The 16,381-nt window shown below is 47.8% G+C and carries 17 protein-coding genes and 1 pseudogene; 7 read left to right on the top strand and 11 right to left on the bottom strand.

Going from position 1 to position 16,381, the window contains the following annotated elements; genetic code table 11:
- Positions 1–61 precede the first annotated feature (61 nt).
- A complete protein-coding gene (locus AACH44_RS04255; protein WP_261847299.1) occupies positions 62–265 on the top strand; it encodes a DUF2569 domain-containing protein in 204 nt (67 codons plus the stop codon).
- A gap of 97 nt (positions 266–362) precedes the next feature.
- Here AACH44_RS04255 and AACH44_RS04260 read toward each other — a convergent pair whose 3' ends face one another.
- The 5 genes from AACH44_RS04260 to AACH44_RS04280 all read right to left on the bottom strand — a co-directional run bounded on the left by AACH44_RS04260 (position 363) and on the right by AACH44_RS04280 (position 5,975).
- A complete protein-coding gene (locus tag AACH44_RS04260) occupies positions 363–860 on the bottom strand; it encodes a fimbrial protein (protein WP_261847300.1) in 498 nt (165 codons plus the stop codon).
- A gap of 99 nt (positions 861–959) precedes the next feature.
- Entirely contained in the window at positions 960–1,994 is a 1,035-nt protein-coding gene (locus AACH44_RS04265; protein ID WP_261847301.1) for a hypothetical protein, read from the bottom strand.
- Positions 1,995–2,011: 17 nt separating this feature from the next.
- Complete coding sequence (locus AACH44_RS04270) at positions 2,012–2,761, bottom strand: fimbrial biogenesis chaperone (protein WP_261847302.1); 750 nt, start codon at positions 2,759–2,761, stop codon at positions 2,012–2,014.
- 33 nt (positions 2,762–2,794) lie between these two features.
- Positions 2,795–5,251, bottom strand: coding sequence for a fimbria/pilus outer membrane usher protein (locus AACH44_RS04275; RefSeq protein ID WP_261847303.1), 2,457 nt, complete (start codon positions 5,249–5,251; stop codon positions 2,795–2,797).
- A 175-nt stretch (positions 5,252–5,426) separates the two neighbouring features.
- Positions 5,427–5,975: a fimbrial protein gene (locus AACH44_RS04280; RefSeq protein ID WP_261847304.1), complete on the bottom strand. Its 549-nt coding sequence runs from the start codon at positions 5,973–5,975 to the stop codon at positions 5,427–5,429.
- Positions 5,976–6,649: 674 nt separating this feature from the next.
- Here AACH44_RS04280 and AACH44_RS04285 point away from each other — a divergent pair.
- The 3 genes and pseudogenes from AACH44_RS04285 to AACH44_RS04295 form a co-directional block, all read left to right on the top strand.
- Entirely contained in the window at positions 6,650–7,417 is a 768-nt protein-coding gene (locus AACH44_RS04285) for a winged helix-turn-helix domain-containing protein (RefSeq protein ID WP_261847305.1), read from the top strand.
- Complete coding sequence (locus tag AACH44_RS04290; protein WP_261847306.1) at positions 7,404–7,874, top strand: FidL; 471 nt, start codon at positions 7,404–7,406, stop codon at positions 7,872–7,874. The genes AACH44_RS04285 and AACH44_RS04290 overlap by 14 nt, the downstream gene beginning before the upstream one ends.
- 1 nt (position 7,875) lies before the next feature.
- Positions 7,876–8,106: pseudogene (locus AACH44_RS04295) on the top strand (LOG family protein); the annotation flags it as partial.
- Positions 8,107–8,331: 225 nt separating this feature from the next.
- Here the strand turns inward: AACH44_RS04295 and cueP are convergent.
- The 4 genes from cueP to AACH44_RS04315 all read right to left on the bottom strand — a co-directional run bounded on the left by cueP (position 8,332) and on the right by AACH44_RS04315 (position 10,375).
- Positions 8,332–8,886, bottom strand: a complete 555-nt coding sequence (cueP, locus tag AACH44_RS04300) for a copper-binding periplasmic metallochaperone CueP (protein WP_261847307.1) — start codon at positions 8,884–8,886, stop codon at positions 8,332–8,334.
- A gap of 215 nt (positions 8,887–9,101) precedes the next feature.
- Positions 9,102–9,503, bottom strand: a complete 402-nt coding sequence (locus tag AACH44_RS04305; RefSeq protein ID WP_261847308.1) for a VOC family protein — start codon at positions 9,501–9,503, stop codon at positions 9,102–9,104.
- A gap of 82 nt (positions 9,504–9,585) precedes the next feature.
- On the bottom strand, positions 9,586–9,771 hold the full coding sequence (locus tag AACH44_RS04310) for a hypothetical protein (RefSeq protein WP_261847309.1): 186 nt from the start codon (positions 9,769–9,771) through the stop codon (positions 9,586–9,588).
- A gap of 4 nt (positions 9,772–9,775) precedes the next feature.
- Positions 9,776–10,375 (bottom strand): TetR/AcrR family transcriptional regulator, encoded by a 600-nt coding sequence (locus tag AACH44_RS04315; RefSeq protein WP_261847310.1) that lies wholly within the window; start codon positions 10,373–10,375, stop codon positions 9,776–9,778.
- Between the two features lie 117 nt (positions 10,376–10,492).
- Between AACH44_RS04315 and AACH44_RS04320 the strand changes: the two genes are divergently transcribed.
- Entirely contained in the window at positions 10,493–11,080 is a 588-nt protein-coding gene (locus AACH44_RS04320) for an NAD(P)H-dependent oxidoreductase (RefSeq protein WP_261847311.1), read from the top strand.
- Between the two features lie 960 nt (positions 11,081–12,040).
- Here AACH44_RS04320 and AACH44_RS04325 read toward each other — a convergent pair.
- Positions 12,041–13,060, bottom strand: coding sequence for an alpha/beta hydrolase (locus AACH44_RS04325; protein ID WP_261847312.1), 1,020 nt, complete (start codon positions 13,058–13,060; stop codon positions 12,041–12,043).
- 158 nt (positions 13,061–13,218) lie between these two features.
- Here AACH44_RS04325 and AACH44_RS04330 point away from each other — a divergent pair, with 158 nt between their 5' ends.
- Entirely contained in the window at positions 13,219–13,641 is a 423-nt protein-coding gene (locus AACH44_RS04330) for a MarR family winged helix-turn-helix transcriptional regulator (RefSeq protein WP_010303416.1), read from the top strand.
- Positions 13,642–13,708: 67 nt separating this feature from the next.
- On the opposite strand, the gene AACH44_RS04335 is transcribed toward AACH44_RS04330, so the two are convergent.
- Entirely contained in the window at positions 13,709–14,896 is a 1,188-nt protein-coding gene (locus tag AACH44_RS04335) for an MFS transporter (RefSeq protein WP_261847313.1), read from the bottom strand.
- A 115-nt stretch (positions 14,897–15,011) separates the two neighbouring features.
- On the opposite strand from AACH44_RS04335, the gene AACH44_RS04340 reads away from it, so the two are divergent.
- Complete coding sequence (locus AACH44_RS04340; RefSeq protein WP_103861252.1) at positions 15,012–15,968, top strand: AraC family transcriptional regulator; 957 nt, start codon at positions 15,012–15,014, stop codon at positions 15,966–15,968.
- Positions 15,969–16,381 lie beyond the last annotated feature (413 nt).

Here is a 16,381-nt window from a genome sequence, read left to right on the forward strand (position 1 = left end):
GAATTATATCAAGGCAGGGATGCGTTTTTTCCTTTCGGAACATTTTTATAGGGATTAAAAAATGAAGTGCTTAAACTGCGATAACGAGGCGCAAAAAGAGTCTGGTTTATGTACAGGTTGCGAAGGAAAAGAACAGCAGAAAATTAACGGTATCCTCTACCTTCTGGCGCTGGGAATTATTCTTTCTGCCGTTGTTTTCAGCCTTGTTGTTTGGGTTCCGTATTTCCTGTTCTCAAAAAGAATTCCCCTGGTGTTTAGCCGCTAACAAGTTTAGTCGCTAACAAATAGGTTCAGCCGAGATTGAGTGCCTGTGCAGTCACTGTCTGGTTAGCACGTAGCGATCTGCACTCCCCCGTGGGCGACTATAAATAGCTCAACGTGAAGTTCGCCGTTGCTACAAAATCACCGGATTTAATCAAGTCATCGCGTATCTTTTCGATGCGGGCTGAAAAGGGAATGGCGTTGTCCCCACTTTGCAGCACAATGCTGCCTGTGCTGCTGTTGATGTCGACCCGTTGATTGGCATGATAAATGCCAATCGCGATACCTTTGGCACTGGAGGGCGTATCCAGCGCCAAACGCTTGGGTAATAGCGGCTCTTCTCTCCCTGAAAAACGGACGGTGACGTTTTGGTAGGTATCCAGATTGCAGTCTGTGAGGTTAATCGTGAAGTCATGCCAGTTGCCGTAGCCATGGGTTTTTAAATAACGTTCAGAGACTTCACTCATGTTCACGACAATCGCTTTGCTTTCCGTACTGACATTACAGGCGGCGTTGACGACTAATACGCGGAACGTCACTTCACTATCGCCCAAAAGAGGGGGCTGTTGTGCAAGAGGTGAACTTGATTGTAGTGCCATAATACCGGCCGCTAAAGTAAGCAGGGCACGGCGCGGCGTGATTCTTATTGCTGTGTTGTCATTTTTTATCATCGTTGCTATCTCATGCTGGCGCGCGGATTAGTGATAATTAAATCGCAGAATGATATTTTTTTCGGTATCGCCGATGGTTGCGGGGCCTGCGGCATAGAGCTGGGCTTTATAGCGTCGCTCTACCACGCCGCTTGATGTCGTTAGTCCTTCAACCAGACTAATAAATTGATTAAACGTCACGTTATTACCGCTGCGCATATCTTCGATTTTCAGCGTAGCGCCATTCCCCATATCCATGCCGTCTATCCCAACCAGCGAATTTCCCCGAGAGGTGGCATCAAAGTTGATGTCCAGATCGAATCCCTTACCACAGTCTTCTCCACCATCGGTGGACACATCAATGTTAAATTCCGATTGTGCTAGTGCGCCGGCCTCCGTTCCTGACCACGCCCTGACCGTACCAAAATCGACATAGCTGTCGGGTGAGACGTTGATCTTTGCGGCGCACTGCATAATGTCGATGCCGTGTAGCCCTGACAGGCTCAAGCCATAGTTGCTGTCGGGCTTGTTGTTGACACCCCCTTCACCGTCGATCTGAAAGACGCGCAGCGAATCCACGCCTGCCGCGGCGTCGGTGATATTCCCCGTTTTTTCGAGATAAAGCTGCACCGTGACATTCAGCATGGTCGGGTTGATGGGGGGCGTTGAGCCGCTAGGGCCTGGTGCGATCCACTGTCCCGTGGATACGCGGGATGTGGTGGTGCCGCCATTGGTAATCACACCGAGATCCTGTCCGTTATAGAGGATGCCAATTCCAATGCCCTGACTGATGACCTTGCCTTCGGGGTTAGGATAGAAATAGGACATCTCACCCTGCGGGCGTACGGAGCGATACGCCCAGCAGGCTAGGTTGCGGGTATAGACTTTTGACGTCCAGAGGCGGCTGCCGATAGGCAAGGTCGCCGGGATCTTTAGCGTACCGATATCCTCATAATCGTTTACCGGCCCCGTCACGGTGCCCAGTCGGCACTCCAGCGCACTGGCGTTAAACGCCGTTAAGCCGAAAAAGAGTGAAGCGCAGAGGGCGACATAGTGATGTTGACGAGCAGCTAACCAAGACATGGCAGGTTCCCTGTAGCTTATTTACGGATGGCGGGCTGGCACTGGTTTTGTGCGCAGGTAAAAGGCAACTCCAGATGGCCGCCGTAGTCGTTGACGTAATACAGATAGAAGCGATCGACCGCGCCGTCATTCACCTTAACTGACAGGGTTGAGCGTGGCGCGACCATAAAGGCGTTGTCCTTCAGCAAGCTGGTCGGGTTGGCGCGCGTCGCTTTTGGCTGTTTCAAGATGCCGCTGACCGTGATGTAGTACGGCGTGGGGTTTTCTACCTGAAAGGTGCTTCCCGTTTTTCGGACGATCAGTTTTTCCTGCCAGATTTCGTCTTTGGCTGGCTTTACGCCACGGGGGCGAAAGAACACCTTAATTTCAGACTGAATGGCTATCTGTAATACGTTAGGCTTGTCCGTCTTGGGTGGGATTTCCCGGACGTTAAGATAAAACAGCGATTCGCGATCGGTTGGCAATTGGTTGATTTTATCCGTCTTAACCAGACGGATCAGGCTATATCCTTTCGCTTCGATGCGCTGTAATGGCGGTAACACCATTAACGGACTGATTACTTTATTGCGTCGCTCGTCCGTCAGCCAGGACTGCGCCAGAAACGGATTCTCCGCGTTTTGATTCATCAGCATCACCGTTGCTGACTGTTCATCATCGTTAAAAATAACGCGGGTGCGATCGAGGCTCAGTGCACTATAGGCCGAGGGTATCAAAAGCAGGCCGCTGATAATGATTCCTGCTGTTCGCCGATAAAATGGGTATGTCATACGTACTCTCCGGGGTTTTCTATTTCTTGCCGCTTATTTGCAGGGCAGCAGCAATGTATCAAGATGGTTTAAGATTGCGGGTAGGGTGATGGAACACTGCGCCTTCCCTTCCCAGATGACGGACAGCGTTTCGTCAGGCGACACGCCCGTGATATAGGCCTGTCCATTGTTGGTGATCATGGCAATATCGCGGCCTTTCTTGTTTTTTATCTGAGCCGCGAAGGGAGGATATTTGCCATCGGCCAGCGTGATATATCCCATGATTTTTGCCCCACTGACCACATCAAATTTGCGGTAGCCAATGGCGCCTTCAGTCAGGGTTCCTTGAACCACTGTCGTCATCGCTTCAATATGTTGCGGTAATTTCTGCATATCGATGCGGGTCGATACATCGTAGTAGCTACTGCTGCCAGCAATGACAGCCAAGCCATAGCGGTTAGTCTCAACTTGGCTGCTGGCGAATGCTACGCCTGCCTGATCCGTGTCGACCATAATGCGAGTGCCGCCTTGATTGCCTTTAGGATGTGCTGCGACGCCGTGGCGGGTTGCGGTAATTCCGCCGCGCAACGAACCGTTTAGGTAGGTATAACGATCCTGCTGCCAGGCAACGCCCACAGAGGCATCGGTCATCGGTGCCAGACGGGTATAGTTGCCGCTCAGGTACGTGTTCTCCCTGCTATCGTGTCGAGCACTCAGGTTCCAGGTTCGGTGTGGATCGGCGTTATTGGAATAGGTCAGCGTTTGGTTGCTGCTGTTGTTGTAGTGCCCGATGCTGTAGCTCAGACGATCTTTCTCCCTGAGCGGAATGGAAAAGCTGAGGTACAGACTGTCATCAGTACGTTGGTTGAATTCAGTGCGATAGGCCGATAAATTCGCAGAAATGCCTTTAATTTCGCCGATATCAAAATATTTATTCAGTGATATCCCATAGCGATCCTGCTCGGCTTCATTCCAGTAGGTTTGGCGCGTATAGGTAACGTAAGTCGATAGCCCACTCAACAGTGGAGTCGTCTCTTGTGTCGCGAAATTCTTCGAGAGAGTAATGGTGTAACGTTCTTTTTCATTGCGATAGCGGCTATCAAGATTCAGGGCGTAGAGATACTGCGCCATGCTCATGTAGGTCTTCTCTGAGAAACGATAGCCTGCAAAACTAATCTGGCTATCGATCGAGCTGAAATATTTAGACCAGTTAAGCGAAAAAGCATGTCCCATCTGCGACGAGGCCGGGGTTGGCAGCGTGGTGCGCGACTGCGTGACGTCAGCGGACAGAGCGCCCAGCAGGTAGAGATTTTTCCCAATGCCTGCCGACCAGGACTGATAACGATCGGACAAAATGGTGCCGCCGTACACCGACCACGCGTTAGATAATCCCCATGAGGCTTCGGCAGCAGAAAAGGCGGGGCCTTGCAGACGATGATTGGTATTTGAAGGTTTGCCCGCCGCAAGTTTGTACTGGACGTGTCCTGGCCGTGTCAGATAAGGCAGATTGGCCGACTCAGTTTGGAACGTTGTCACTGTGCCATCTTCTTCTGTTACACGAACATCCAGCGTCCCGCTGACGCCGTTTTTCATATCCTGAATCGCAAAGGGGCCGGCAGGCACGGTGGTTTCATAAATGAGCCTGTCATTTTGCGTGACGGTCACCGTCGCGTTTGATTTGGCAACACCACGAATTTCGGGCGCATAGCCACGCAGAGAAGGGGGAAGCATATTGTCGTTATTGGCTACTGACACACCGGTAAAGCGATAACTATCAAATAGATTACTGCTGAAATACATTTCACCCAGTTTGAGATCGGCTGACAGGGTGGGAAGCGGGCGGTAGGCGTAAAACTGATCCCACGAAAAGCTATCGCGATTCGAATTGCGTGATTTTTGTAGAAAATAGCGATAATCGGCGCGGTAGCGCCAGGCTCCAAGATTGAATCCGGTTGTGCCATAACTACTGAGATAGTGCGATGTTCCTCTGCCGTTAGTATCACGACGCACGTTCCCAACAAGGTTGTAGTCCAGCAGTGCACCGTTGATGCCATGATCCCATTGTTCGGGTGGAATCCAGTTGCGATCGCTGTACATCAACCACGCCTGAGGGATCGTAATATTCAGCGTTCCCATGCCTATTTGATTAGAGACTTTGACGCCAGCAATGGGGGTCAGATCGACGCACTTTCCGTTATTCCATGATTCGATTTTATCGCGTGCTTCTTTTTTTAGTGCCAGTTTATCGACAAGCTCAGGCGGGAGGCAGGCTGTAGGTCGGGGGCTCTTATTGCCTTCTGGCAGATAATTTATTATCTGCTGCTGTATTTCACGTGAGTTTACTTTTAGGGATAAAAGGTAGGCACCTGGTGTGACATATTCGGGATCGGAAAAATGGCTAAGATCAATGTCGTTGCGATCGTCGACATCAAGTACATTGACGTTAAATTCCGTCGCACTGAGCGATGTTGTACCCAAAGAAAAAATAAAAATACTATAGCGAGCTAACATGGTTTTTATTTTTTCTTTGGACGTAATGTTTTTCATTGCCATAGGGAATATATGCTTAAGCAGATGCCGCGTTGTAGGTATCCACGCACGTCAAATGATATGTGGAATTAAGAGGGTATAGGGGAAGAAAACTCCCCCTATACCCATTCAAATCTGCTGTTGATATAGCTATATTTTATTGATAAGAAACAACAAAATTAGCTGTGCTAGAGAAACTACCCGTTGTTACTACTGGAGCTTGACCCGCCTCTGGTGTTGGCAGTTTTTCGACATATGAGGTGAAGGAGAAAATATTATCCCCATTTGCTAACGGTGTGGCCGCTACGGCCAGCGTCGTTCCGTCGAATTTAATTTTTTCACCGACCCGTTCTACGGCAATACCTGCACCGCTCGCACTACCATTTAACGCTAACAACTCATTATTGGTGCCAGATGCTACACCGCCAGAGAAAACGATTTTGGCGCTGGTTGCTGTGTCCAAACTGCAATCTTTTAATGTGATATCAAACGGCTTAATCTCTGAAGTACCACCGTTTTCCAATACCGTTTTGCTGATTTCGCCAAAGTCGATAGTTTGGTGCAGATCTTCGGGAGACACCGAGCAGGGCGTATCAATAATTTTTCCTTTAAATGTCACCGATCCATTGTGTGAGTCTGCGGCCTGTGCACCGACAGAAAATATCACGGAGATGAGTGATGCTAGGGTGAGTTTTGATAATTTCATATGATGCTCTCTCTGTTGATTACTCTATAAAAAGCGTGAATGCGAACCATGAGTACTCGCGACATTCCTACATGATGAGTAGTGCCTTTTCTTCTGTGGTTAGTTAACGGTGTGTAGCCATACTCACGTGGTGAATATATTGGCTGGCTTGTCCCGTTAGCTCCCCTGAAACTGGTGGAATAGTAGTGTTAGGTGATTTTTTGGTCAAATATATTGATTTAATTACATTTATTTAGTTTAAATGTTTTAAATTTATGTTTATTTAGGTTTTTATTCTGATGTGCGCGCGCAGTGGATACTGTTGAATCATGTAATGTAAATATCAGTTATCCGGATAATTCATTTTAATTCAGTGTGTTATTTGTCATTCGCCTTCTTGGCGGATGATAAAGTTGAATATCTATTGATTTATAAAAATAATGAGATATCTTTTTATTTATACAATGATTAAATGAAAGTTAAATAATCTTTGACAATATATAGGTAAGTTTTTATCCTTGCCAAGGATAGCCGTGGTAAGGCTATGTATATAATTGATTTTCCTTTCATAGATGACGTTTTTTGAATGTCGTGATTTTTCAGACTATTCCGTAGGTTTATGCCTATAAAAATCGTATCTATAATCTTACGGTAGCGAATGAATAGTGCCTCTAATCTTGGTGGAAAAAGGTCGAATGGTTTATTTGATTAATGATTTAATCATTTTCAACGAGGGAGAGGGAACGCTGGCATGGATAGAACGTGAAAATGAAGCAACTTCTGTGAGTTTTCCTATTTCACGATTACTCTGCTTGTTAATAGAGAATCAAGGAGTAACGTTAAGCCGTGATTTTTTGTTAAAGGAAGCACTGGAAAAGCATGCGCTTTGTCCTTCTCTCAATAATCTCAACAATTATCTCTCTTTACTAAGGAAGGTATTGCGCGAGTTTGATCTTTCAGACTCGATTGTGACTATCCCCAAACTGGGGGTTGTTTTTAACGCCGCAAGTATTGTTTCCTATCCGACGTCAGAGGGGGGAGAAAAAGAAACGTTAAATCAAAGGGAAGAGGAGAAAATTAAAGAAGACGTTTATGAAGAAGAAAAACCATTTTCTATAAAACATCACGCCATACCTGATCCAGTAAAAAAACAGCAATATGTTCGGTTCCTTCTCATCTGGATAACGATAGTTGGGGTTTTCTTGTTCGTGCTGGAGAACGCAAATCGTTTTTCGTATCGACACCTTGTCGATGTGAAGATGAATGGGAAGTGCGATCTTTTCTATTTATATAACAGCGTGGGTTATCCTCTCCCGACCGACTATAAAAATTTGTGCTCAGATAACTCATTATTCTTCCTATCGAAAAAGATTGTTATATCTGGCGTGCTGGATAAGAAAAGTGAAATCGTTATTTCCTGCAATAAAGATGGGCGTGGATGTATCACTTATGTTAATAATTAAAGTCAGAAAGAAATTTTTTTGCACTATACTGGTGCTTTTTGTTTCATTTTCTCTTGGGATTATTCTTTATTTAACAAGTAATTTATATAGAAAACCACTGATATGTCAGGGTGAAGTAAAGCTCTACGAAGAAGATCAGAAGGTCAGAAAGGAATATGACGTCTATTTTTATTTAAATAAACAAAATAAAGCGCTGGTTTTAGTCAATGGCTTTTACATTGGCGAGGATGGTGTACCGTTGACGATTCGGCGTACGTTCAGCTTTGATTCCGTGTGGGAGGGGAACCGACTGGTGGTGAACAATATCGGGATGAGTAAGAATATCAATGATAATGCACCCGATGAGGCGATTCCTATCCTGGCTGAAAATGATGTTATCCAGTTCGAAATGCTGACGAAGTATGCCTATCTGATTAGCACCGTCCAATCAAAGATGGCATGTAATATCAGGGAGTGATTCCTTGTTGGATGCGTTTATTGCACTTCCCAGCGGTGGCGGAACATTTGAAGAAATATTTGAGCAGTGAACATGGGCGCAGTTGGGTATTCATGAGAAACCCAGTGCTTTTCTCAACATTGCGGGCTATTTTTATCCCTTGCAAGACATGGTTAGCGGCATGGTTGATGCAGGATTCTTACGTCGTGACTATGCGAATATGTTGCTGTTTTCCGACAGCCCTGAAGTGTGATTAACACTCTTTCATGCTTATCAGTCACCAGAAAATAAATGGACGAAAAAGTAAGAACGCTGATTATTGTCTGTGTTGCCTGTATTTTTACTCTCGCCACATAACACCTTCCGGTGTGTAAATAAGAAGCGAGCGATATTTTGCTGCCGGGGAGGTCATACCCGGCAGCAAATAATCATGATCGTTGGGGTGTTTCCTCTCGTGCAAGTAGGGTAATCCCTTTCACTACGCCTGTTCTTTCAATGGCAATGTCGTCATGCAAGTCTGGCTGTCGCTATAGGTCGCAAACGGTGAGCTTGCCGTGCGCCCTTGATAGGTGACATTAATCGTCCCTTCAATATTGCGTGGTAACCATACGCCAACAAAACCGTTCTGGTGGCTGTTTAGGGTTTTCTGCATAATAACGTTACCGGTTTTATCCGTGATTTTTACGTCAAATGCTGTATTGGTGAGCTCGCCCTGACACCCAGACAAACTGTGGTTAAAGCAGGGATGCGTTTGCTGAATATAAGGGGCGAATGAGAGGTAAAATTTATCCCCCAGCGGATAGCTATATTGCTGCTGCCCATCCGATAATTTCAGTTCTTTGCTGGTAATGGACGCGCTGTAGGGCAAAGGCCTCGTTTGTGGCGACCGATCGATAACATCAACGATCTGCTCGACGGTTTTCCCCGCCAGCCCTTGCTTGGCTAGAAAAGCGTTGGCGTCAGTCGTCGCTGCGAAACCTGAACTGCTTAATGTCAGGCCGAATAGTACCGCCATCATCTTTATCTTCATCATTACTTCCCCTCAATAGCGTCATTATCTTGAAATAAGATGTTATGACGTTACACCTTCCCCCTACGGGAAGGTCAAAAGTTTGAGCGTATAGAAAAGTAAATTAATGTATTTACGGGTTTTTTATTGATTTTGATCAATTTTAAACCATGCTAAATAGCAAGCCTCTTTGAGCCGTTATTGATGCGGGTCATGAGCCAGATTTTCTTAATCCGTGCTTACTGACCTGACCAATAAAATTCGATGCGGATTCCACTCGGTTCATGGCACATCATATGCATTGCCGGGCCGTCATTAATCAGGGAAGGTGGGAATTCAATGTTGATGTTATGGGCTGATAATTTCTCAGCGATCTCAAACAGCGCGGCTTTGCTATTAACCTTAATCGCAAGATGGTGCAAGCCGACATTGTTTTTTCGATCGAATGGGACAGGTTCGCTGGTTTGTACTTGCCAAAGCGTGAGCATCACCGTTCCGTCGCTGACAAAAATAGCAGGGTAATCCTCTCTGCGTTTTACCTCCTGCCAACCCAGCAGTTCGGTAAAAAAATGTGCGCTTTCTTCCAATGCTGATACCGTCAAACCAATATGGTGAGCGCCTTGCGTGACCGATGAATTCATGGCTACTTCCTCAATTAAAGACAGCGTTAATGGTGGTGATTTGTTCGTCGGTTCGCGTTGTCGCTGTGCGGCAGGCTCCGGGTTATGACTGGCTAAGAGAAGAATGGGGGAACGCTAGCAGCTTCGCGTGTCGGCGATAAACATCTTCTCCGCTGGCTACACCGATAAATTCTGCTCTCACGATCATTCCTTCAAGAAACGTCATGATCGCTTCGGCTTTATATTCCTTGTCAGTGTTGGGCCGTTTCAGCGATTTTGCAGTAAGCATGATGTCACTTATTTGCACCACACCTTTGCACCATAGAGATAATCACATGGAATAGTTCATCCTTAGCCTGTTGTTCCGTAATAATCCCTTGCACCGCAGCATAAGATAACCCTTCAGCGGAACCGAGCATGGCCCGCAGTGCGGCATCATGAAGTGGTTTCCCTGCACAGAATGGAACAAAAAGAGCGCGGCATTTCTCCGTGAAAATGGCATCGTACTCCTGCCGGATTTGTTCAAGTTCGGGGGTTCCGGTAAGCGCCGCCATCACGTTGGGCATTTCACGTCCCTGGAGCAGTACACAATCGATATAGGATGCGGCAATCACCGTAGCCAGTTTGTCGAGCACGGGTTCTGTTTTACGGATAATGTCATCCATAATCGCCGTCTGGCGGGCATCATATTCCTTATAAAGTGCAGCTAACAGCCCCGAACGGTTAGTAAAGTGATCGTAAACGACCGGCTTTGTTACGCCCGCCCGTTCTGCCAGATGCCCGAGGGTCAGCGCTTCCGTTCCTTCCTCCCGAATAATCTGCCAGGCGGCTTTTATCAGTTGTGCGTAGCGATCTTCTCTTGATAAACGCTGCCGTGCCTGTGGTCTGAACATTGCCGTTGTTGTCCTCTTGACATTCTTATATACCAAAACTAACTTACTCATGGTAGGTTACTACTAGTATATAAGACTATATCTGACGTCGTTTCATGGCAATAGGGAGTACCCAGAATGCATGCACTACTTGTCGTTTCTCATCCTGTTCATACCTCACTAACGCACAGTGTCGCTACCGCGATTGCGGAAGGGATCGCTGGGGCAAACCCAGAAAATACGTTTGAAATCGCAGATCTTACACAGGAAGGCTTTAACCCGGTGTTTTCTGTGCCAGATATAGCGGCTTTTCAGTGTACAGGTGCAACACCACCTGACGTCATTGCTGAGCAATCCCGTATTGATAACGCTGATGCGTTGGTGCTGGTGTTCCCGATTTACTGGTGGTCCATGCCGGGGTTGTTGAAAGGGTGGATCGATCGCGTGTTTTCAAACGGCTGGGCCTATGAAGAAACCGCCGATGGAAATGTGATAAAGAAACTGGGGCATTTACCAGTACACCTTGTGGCGCTGGGAGCAGTCAACCAGAGAACATTTGAAAAGCATGGCTACGCGGACGCCTTTCATGCTCAGATCGCACACGGGATTTTTGACTACTGCGGTGCGCCAGTATTGACGTCTGAAATACTGCTGATGCCGGAACTGGAAACGCCAGAGGCGTATATCGACACCGCTCGCCATATTGGTGGACGCGTTTTCCGGTAATCATTATTTTAAGCCATAGATAACAAATCCTATTTTTAAAATAATAGCGTCTTTAAATTATGACGTTTTAATCCCTTATTTATTCTGGCCGGATGGTCGATGGTTGATTACCGTTCGGCCAAACGGATGATATGTTTTTATCCTCATTTCAGCATGTTTTTCGTATCGCTATAAATGACGAGCTAGATCGTAAAATCATCCGCCCTATGAAATCAGAGAATAAAGGGAGAAATATAAATTCCGCTGAGCATATTAGAAGTATTTAAGAAATCATGATGATGCCTTTGACTGCAAAGGCCTTTTTCCTCATGCTGACCTAATGACTACTGTTATTAAAATCATGTTATTAAAAACAGTATTGACACTGTTTTTAAAATCCGTAGATTGGTTACTAACAGCAGAGAAGTTTCAGCCTGCTGTGATGTTAAAGACAGTGAATATGCTCTTTAACACGTATTTTGCGATACAGGTCACGAAGTATTGTTGTATGGGTAATCGATGTTGAGAAATATTCATATCCTCACTCGATGATGCTTTAAGGCCACGTAGTCAGTACCAACAATCGCAAAAAGGGGATGAAAGCGCGATGATGTAAGGCCATGATTTTGTTTTTATTGGTTGCGATTAAGTGTTGGTTTAGTGATGTGAAAAATATCGCAACGGAAGTAAGGCCACGCATCAAAGAGTCTATATCGCGACGGGGGATGTACTTGTTAACCTACCATATTGTTGAATGGCGATAAGGTTGGCAGAGTGTTTAAATCAGTAAGTATAGGGGAGGTTTAGCTAATTTTAGTACCCAATATTATCTGCTATAAACGTGTACATTTGAAGCCGTACCAATAGTAGTAAAATGTTATTAAGTCAATGAATGTTAAATCTTAAATCTGCAGTACCTTAAAAGCCCTGGCTAACATAGTCAGGGCTTTTATCATTTTGAACCGTTGCAGCATCAAGCTGTTATTTCAGGTGTTTCTGCAACTCGGTGCCTGCCTGCTCTAACGCGGTGATGACTGTCGGTTCCTCGCTTAGCGGATTCAGCAGGCCGTAGTCATGGATCATGCCGTTATAGCGAGTCACGGTCACGGGAACGCTGGCCGCATCCAGCTTACGTCCGAACGCTTCGCCTTCATCACGTAGTACGTCCAGCTCTGCCGTCTGAATCAATGTTGGCGGGAAGCCCTTCAATTGTTCAGTACTAGCACGAAGCGGGGAGGCAAGAATATTGTTACGGTCAGCCGCGCGGGTCGTGTAGTTATCCCAGAACCACTTCATCATATTTTTCGTCAGGAAATAGCCCTTTTCATACTGGTTGTAGGACGCGTTATCGAAGTTCGCATCCGTTACAGGCCACAACATGACGTTATAACGAATTTTCGGCCCGCCGAACTGCTTAGCCTGTAAGGCAACAGAAGCGACCATATTGCCGCCGACACTGTTGCCGACCAGCGCCAGACGGCTACCGTCCACACCAATTTCCTGACCATGCTCGGCCACCCACTGCGTCGCTTCATAAGACTGATTGATCGCTACAGGGAAGCGTGCTTCAGGGGACGGAGTGTAATCCACGTACACCGCTGCGGCACCCGACGCCTTGACCAGATCGCGGATTAAACGTTCGTGGGTCGGGAAATCACCGAGCACCCAGCCGCCGCCATGGAAAAACATGAACACGGGCAGCGTACCGGATGCATTTTCCGGCTTCACGATTTTCAGCTTAATAGCCTGACCGTTCACCTGGATGGTTTTTTCAGACACTTGTGCGGCTGGCAGCTTCACGCCCTGTTGTGCGCCGATCAGAACCTGGCGTGCTTCCTGCGGGGTCATCTGTTCTATCGGTTTGCCCTTACCGGAATTCAGGACATCAAGAAAGGCCTGTACGCCTGCGGTCGGTGCAGGGGCATTGATCGGCTGGGCTGAAGCGACGGATGTCATAGAAGCGAATACGGCAGATGTCAGGATGGTGGAGATGGTTTTCATGATATTGGCCTTTTTTAAAATCGTGCGGTTGATAGGTTCACAAGGGTGATTTTAAATACAATGCGATTTAATCGTGAGATAAATATTTGTATGCAAGTTTCTTTTGGTCAAACATTATTTATAATTTTTTTAAGCTTATGAGTAACGGAGTATTTAAAATGAAAGAAAACAGTACCCTGGGTGAACTATTGTGCTTCTCTCTGTATTCGGTCGCCAATGCACTGATCCGTCAGTATCGGCCGCTGTTGAAAGAATTCGATCTGACCTACCCGCAGTTTGTCGTACTTCTATCCTTGTACGATCAGGACAATATCCTGCTCAAGGAACTGAGTGAGAAAACGCTGTTTGATTCAGGCACGCTGACGCCGCTTGTCCAGAAGCTGGAAGCCAAGGAATTTTTAAATCGGGTTGCGGTTGCGGGTGATGAGCGGATGAAAAAAGTGGTACTGACTGACAAGGCGCTTGCGTTAAAAGAACGGATCGTCGACCTGCCAAATCAAATGCGTTGCTCTATGCGTATGAAGGATGAGGATCTGAATATGCTGCGACAGCTTTCCAAAAATCTGCTGGAAGATTTATAGCCGAGTGGGGGAACGTTCGGTTTCCCATGCTGGATGCCACACCCGCGCTCGGGTGTGGCATGCCGTTTTATTGTGCGCGAACTCGCACGCCTGCAAAAACAATCACCATTGCCGATATCAGCAATAATCCGCTGCCAGCAAACACACCGCTGGCCCCGTTGAGGTCAAATATCACCCCGCCACCCGCAGCACCAGCCCCGATGGCAAATTGGATCGATGCTACCAGTAAACCGCCCGCGCTTTCTGCTTCGTCCGGTACGGTTGTCGCAAGCCAGGTTGACCAGCCTACGGGAACCAGACCAAACGCAAACCCCCACATCGCCACCAGCAGACCGTCCAGTATTGCCAGATGTCCAAAGGCCACCATGGTTAGCGCCAGAATGCCCATCACAAAGGGCACCAGTGCCAGCGTCAGGCGTAAGTTGCGCGCCAGTAGGTAACCGGCAATCGAGGTACCGACAAAATTGGCGAGGCCAAAGCCGAGTAAAATCAGGGAAATACTTTCGACGCTTGCTTGCCCGACGGTTTCCAGGAACGGGCGAAGGTAGGTAAAGAAGGCGAAATGTCCACTAAAAATCAGCACGGTTGCCAACAACCCGCCGATCATGCCCGGACGACGCAGCACGCGAAACAGTGTTCCCAGGCTACCGCTGCTTTCTGGCTTCATTGATGGCAACACCCAGAGCTGCCACAACAGCGCCAGAATGCTCGGCAAAATGCAGAGGATAAAGACGTTTCGCCAGCCAATCAAACTCCCCAAATAGCTGCCAAGCGGCGCGGCAACGACAGTGGCAATCGACACGCTGGAGAAGATCACCGCCAGCGCTTTAGGCACTTTATCTTTAGGCACAAGGCGCATCGCCGTAGCGGTGGACATGGCCCAGAACCCACCAATCGCAATCCCTAGCAGTAAACGCCCCAATAGCAGCACGTTCAGATCGGGAGCAAACGCTACCAGCAGGCTGGAGATGATTTGCAGCACTGAGAAAAACATCAATACCCAACGACGGTCGATGCTTTTGGTTGCCGATGTGATGAGCAATCCGGTCACCAGCGCGACTAGCGCCGTCGCGGTCACCGCCTGACCTGCCATTCCCTCAGTGATGCCTAAACTGGCCGCCATCGGCGTTAATAAACTGGCTGGTAAAAACTCAGCCGTAATCAGACCAAACACTCCCAGTCCCAGTGAATAGACGGCTCGCCAGGCGGGTTTGGTGGGCGCGATGGCCTCACTCGCCGCGATACATGAATTCATCTGTTGCTCTCTCGTTAGAAAAATGTGACGACTGTCACGAAGCATAGGATTTTCCTCATGGACGATCTATGACATATAATCCTTAAATATTGATTATTCGTCCGGAGTTGCCGTCATGACCGTTCAGTCACCCGATTTGATCAGCGAGCTTCTGCGTGGGATGCGTCTTTCCGGGGTGAAATATCGCCGAATTGAAACCTATGCCCCCTTTGGTGTGGCGTTCGACTACGTGCCCGGCAAGGCGCAGTTTCATTTTGTCAGCCAAGGCACGGCGCTGCTGCGCATGGAGAGTGGCGCGACGTGTGTGCTAAAAAGTGGGGACGCGCTGTTTATCCCCAACGGAAATTCGCATGCTCTGCTCTCTGATGAAAAGGCTGACATCACACCGGTGTCTGCGTTTCCCAGCGAAGCGATTTGCAATTCGGTGTGTGCGATCGACTGCGAACCGTGCCCCGATACCGAGAACACGGTGATCTTCAGCGGATGCATGGATTTTGAGCTGGGCGGAATGCAGCCGCTGATCAAAGCGATGCCGGAAGTCATGATGGTGAGCCGCCTGATGTCGACCTGGCCGGAAATCCATCCGCTGCTTGCGGCGATGGAACGTGAGTCGATGACGCGTCAGGTGGGGTTTGCCGGCATTCTGGCGCGGCTGGCCGATGTCGTCGCGGCGCTTATCGTGCGTGGATGGGTCGAAGCTGGCTGTGGTAAAGCAACGGGCTGGGTGCAGGTACTGCGCGACCCGCGGCTAAGCCGGGCGATTTATGCGATGCACCAGAATCCGGGCGTCAACTGGAGCGTCGCGGAACTGGCAAAAGAGGCGGGCACCTCCCGTTCCGTGTTTGCCGAACGCTTTCTCTCCGCAACTGGTACGACACCCGCGAAATACCTCAGCGAGTTACGCATGCGTCTGGCTGTCCAGTACATCCGTCATGAACATCAAGCGATTGAAACGGTGGCGCTGCGTCTGGGTTACGGATCGCTGGCAGCGTTCAGCCGGGCATTTAAACGCATCGTGGGCCACGCACCGGGAGCGCTGCGGGAAATCAGCCAGATTTCTGAGGAGGTTTGATGGGGAGCGTACAAAGCGTGAACCCGAATCATGGTGAAGGGGAGGCGGGATAATATACTCGTAGAAAATCGAATGTGGTTCAAATCTCCCAAAAACAAAACCCAACCGTTAGGCTGGTTTCTTTGAATAAGTGGTGCAGAATCAGGAATATTCAGCTTTTTTGGCAGAGTAAAATGTGACGCAGCATGTACTAATAAGCAGACTTATCCCTTCTGAGAGATTTTACACTCTACTAATCTAGCCTTGCGCGTAGCGATTTCCTCATGGGGACATGGTCAGTATGCTGGAAGATCTCTAAAAGTGAATGGTTCTGTTTATCGCGATAATTACATAGGCATATAATCTCACACATAAATTTTTTAAATAATCCCTTTCATTAATTAATTTTAAGTATTAAATTGTATTTCTCAATG

Origin of the sequence: Pectobacterium araliae (assembly GCF_037076465.1) — a bacterium.
Lineage (GTDB): Bacteria > Pseudomonadota > Gammaproteobacteria > Enterobacterales > Enterobacteriaceae > Pectobacterium > Pectobacterium araliae.

Excerpts from the sequence above, each read along its gene's own strand:
- AACH44_RS04255 (WP_261847299.1), top strand. The coding sequence starts at position 62 with ATGAAGTGCTTAAACTGCGATAACGAGGCGCAAAAAGAGTCTGGTTTA.
- AACH44_RS04260 (WP_261847300.1), bottom strand. The coding sequence starts at position 860 with ATGGCACTACAATCAAGTTCACCTCTTGCACAACAGCCCCCTCTTTTG.
- AACH44_RS04265 (WP_261847301.1), bottom strand. The coding sequence starts at position 1,994 with ATGTCTTGGTTAGCTGCTCGTCAACATCACTATGTCGCCCTCTGCGCT.
- AACH44_RS04270 (WP_261847302.1), bottom strand. The coding sequence starts at position 2,761 with ATGACATACCCATTTTATCGGCGAACAGCAGGAATCATTATCAGCGGC.
- AACH44_RS04275 (WP_261847303.1), bottom strand. The coding sequence starts at position 5,251 with ATGTTAGCTCGCTATAGTATTTTTATTTTTTCTTTGGGTACAACATCG.
- AACH44_RS04280 (WP_261847304.1), bottom strand. The coding sequence starts at position 5,975 with ATGAAATTATCAAAACTCACCCTAGCATCACTCATCTCCGTGATATTT.
- AACH44_RS04285 (WP_261847305.1), top strand. The coding sequence starts at position 6,650 with ATGGTTTATTTGATTAATGATTTAATCATTTTCAACGAGGGAGAGGGA.
- AACH44_RS04290 (WP_261847306.1), top strand. The coding sequence starts at position 7,404 with ATGTTAATAATTAAAGTCAGAAAGAAATTTTTTTGCACTATACTGGTG.
- cueP (WP_261847307.1), bottom strand. The coding sequence starts at position 8,886 with ATGATGAAGATAAAGATGATGGCGGTACTATTCGGCCTGACATTAAGC.
- AACH44_RS04305 (WP_261847308.1), bottom strand. The coding sequence starts at position 9,503 with ATGAATTCATCGGTCACGCAAGGCGCTCACCATATTGGTTTGACGGTA.
- AACH44_RS04310 (WP_261847309.1), bottom strand. The coding sequence starts at position 9,771 with ATGCTTACTGCAAAATCGCTGAAACGGCCCAACACTGACAAGGAATAT.
- AACH44_RS04315 (WP_261847310.1), bottom strand. The coding sequence starts at position 10,375 with ATGTTCAGACCACAGGCACGGCAGCGTTTATCAAGAGAAGATCGCTAC.
- AACH44_RS04320 (WP_261847311.1), top strand. The coding sequence starts at position 10,493 with ATGCATGCACTACTTGTCGTTTCTCATCCTGTTCATACCTCACTAACG.
- AACH44_RS04325 (WP_261847312.1), bottom strand. The coding sequence starts at position 13,060 with ATGAAAACCATCTCCACCATCCTGACATCTGCCGTATTCGCTTCTATG.
- AACH44_RS04330 (WP_010303416.1), top strand. The coding sequence starts at position 13,219 with ATGAAAGAAAACAGTACCCTGGGTGAACTATTGTGCTTCTCTCTGTAT.
- AACH44_RS04335 (WP_261847313.1), bottom strand. The coding sequence starts at position 14,896 with ATGAATTCATGTATCGCGGCGAGTGAGGCCATCGCGCCCACCAAACCC.
- AACH44_RS04340 (WP_103861252.1), top strand. The coding sequence starts at position 15,012 with ATGACCGTTCAGTCACCCGATTTGATCAGCGAGCTTCTGCGTGGGATG.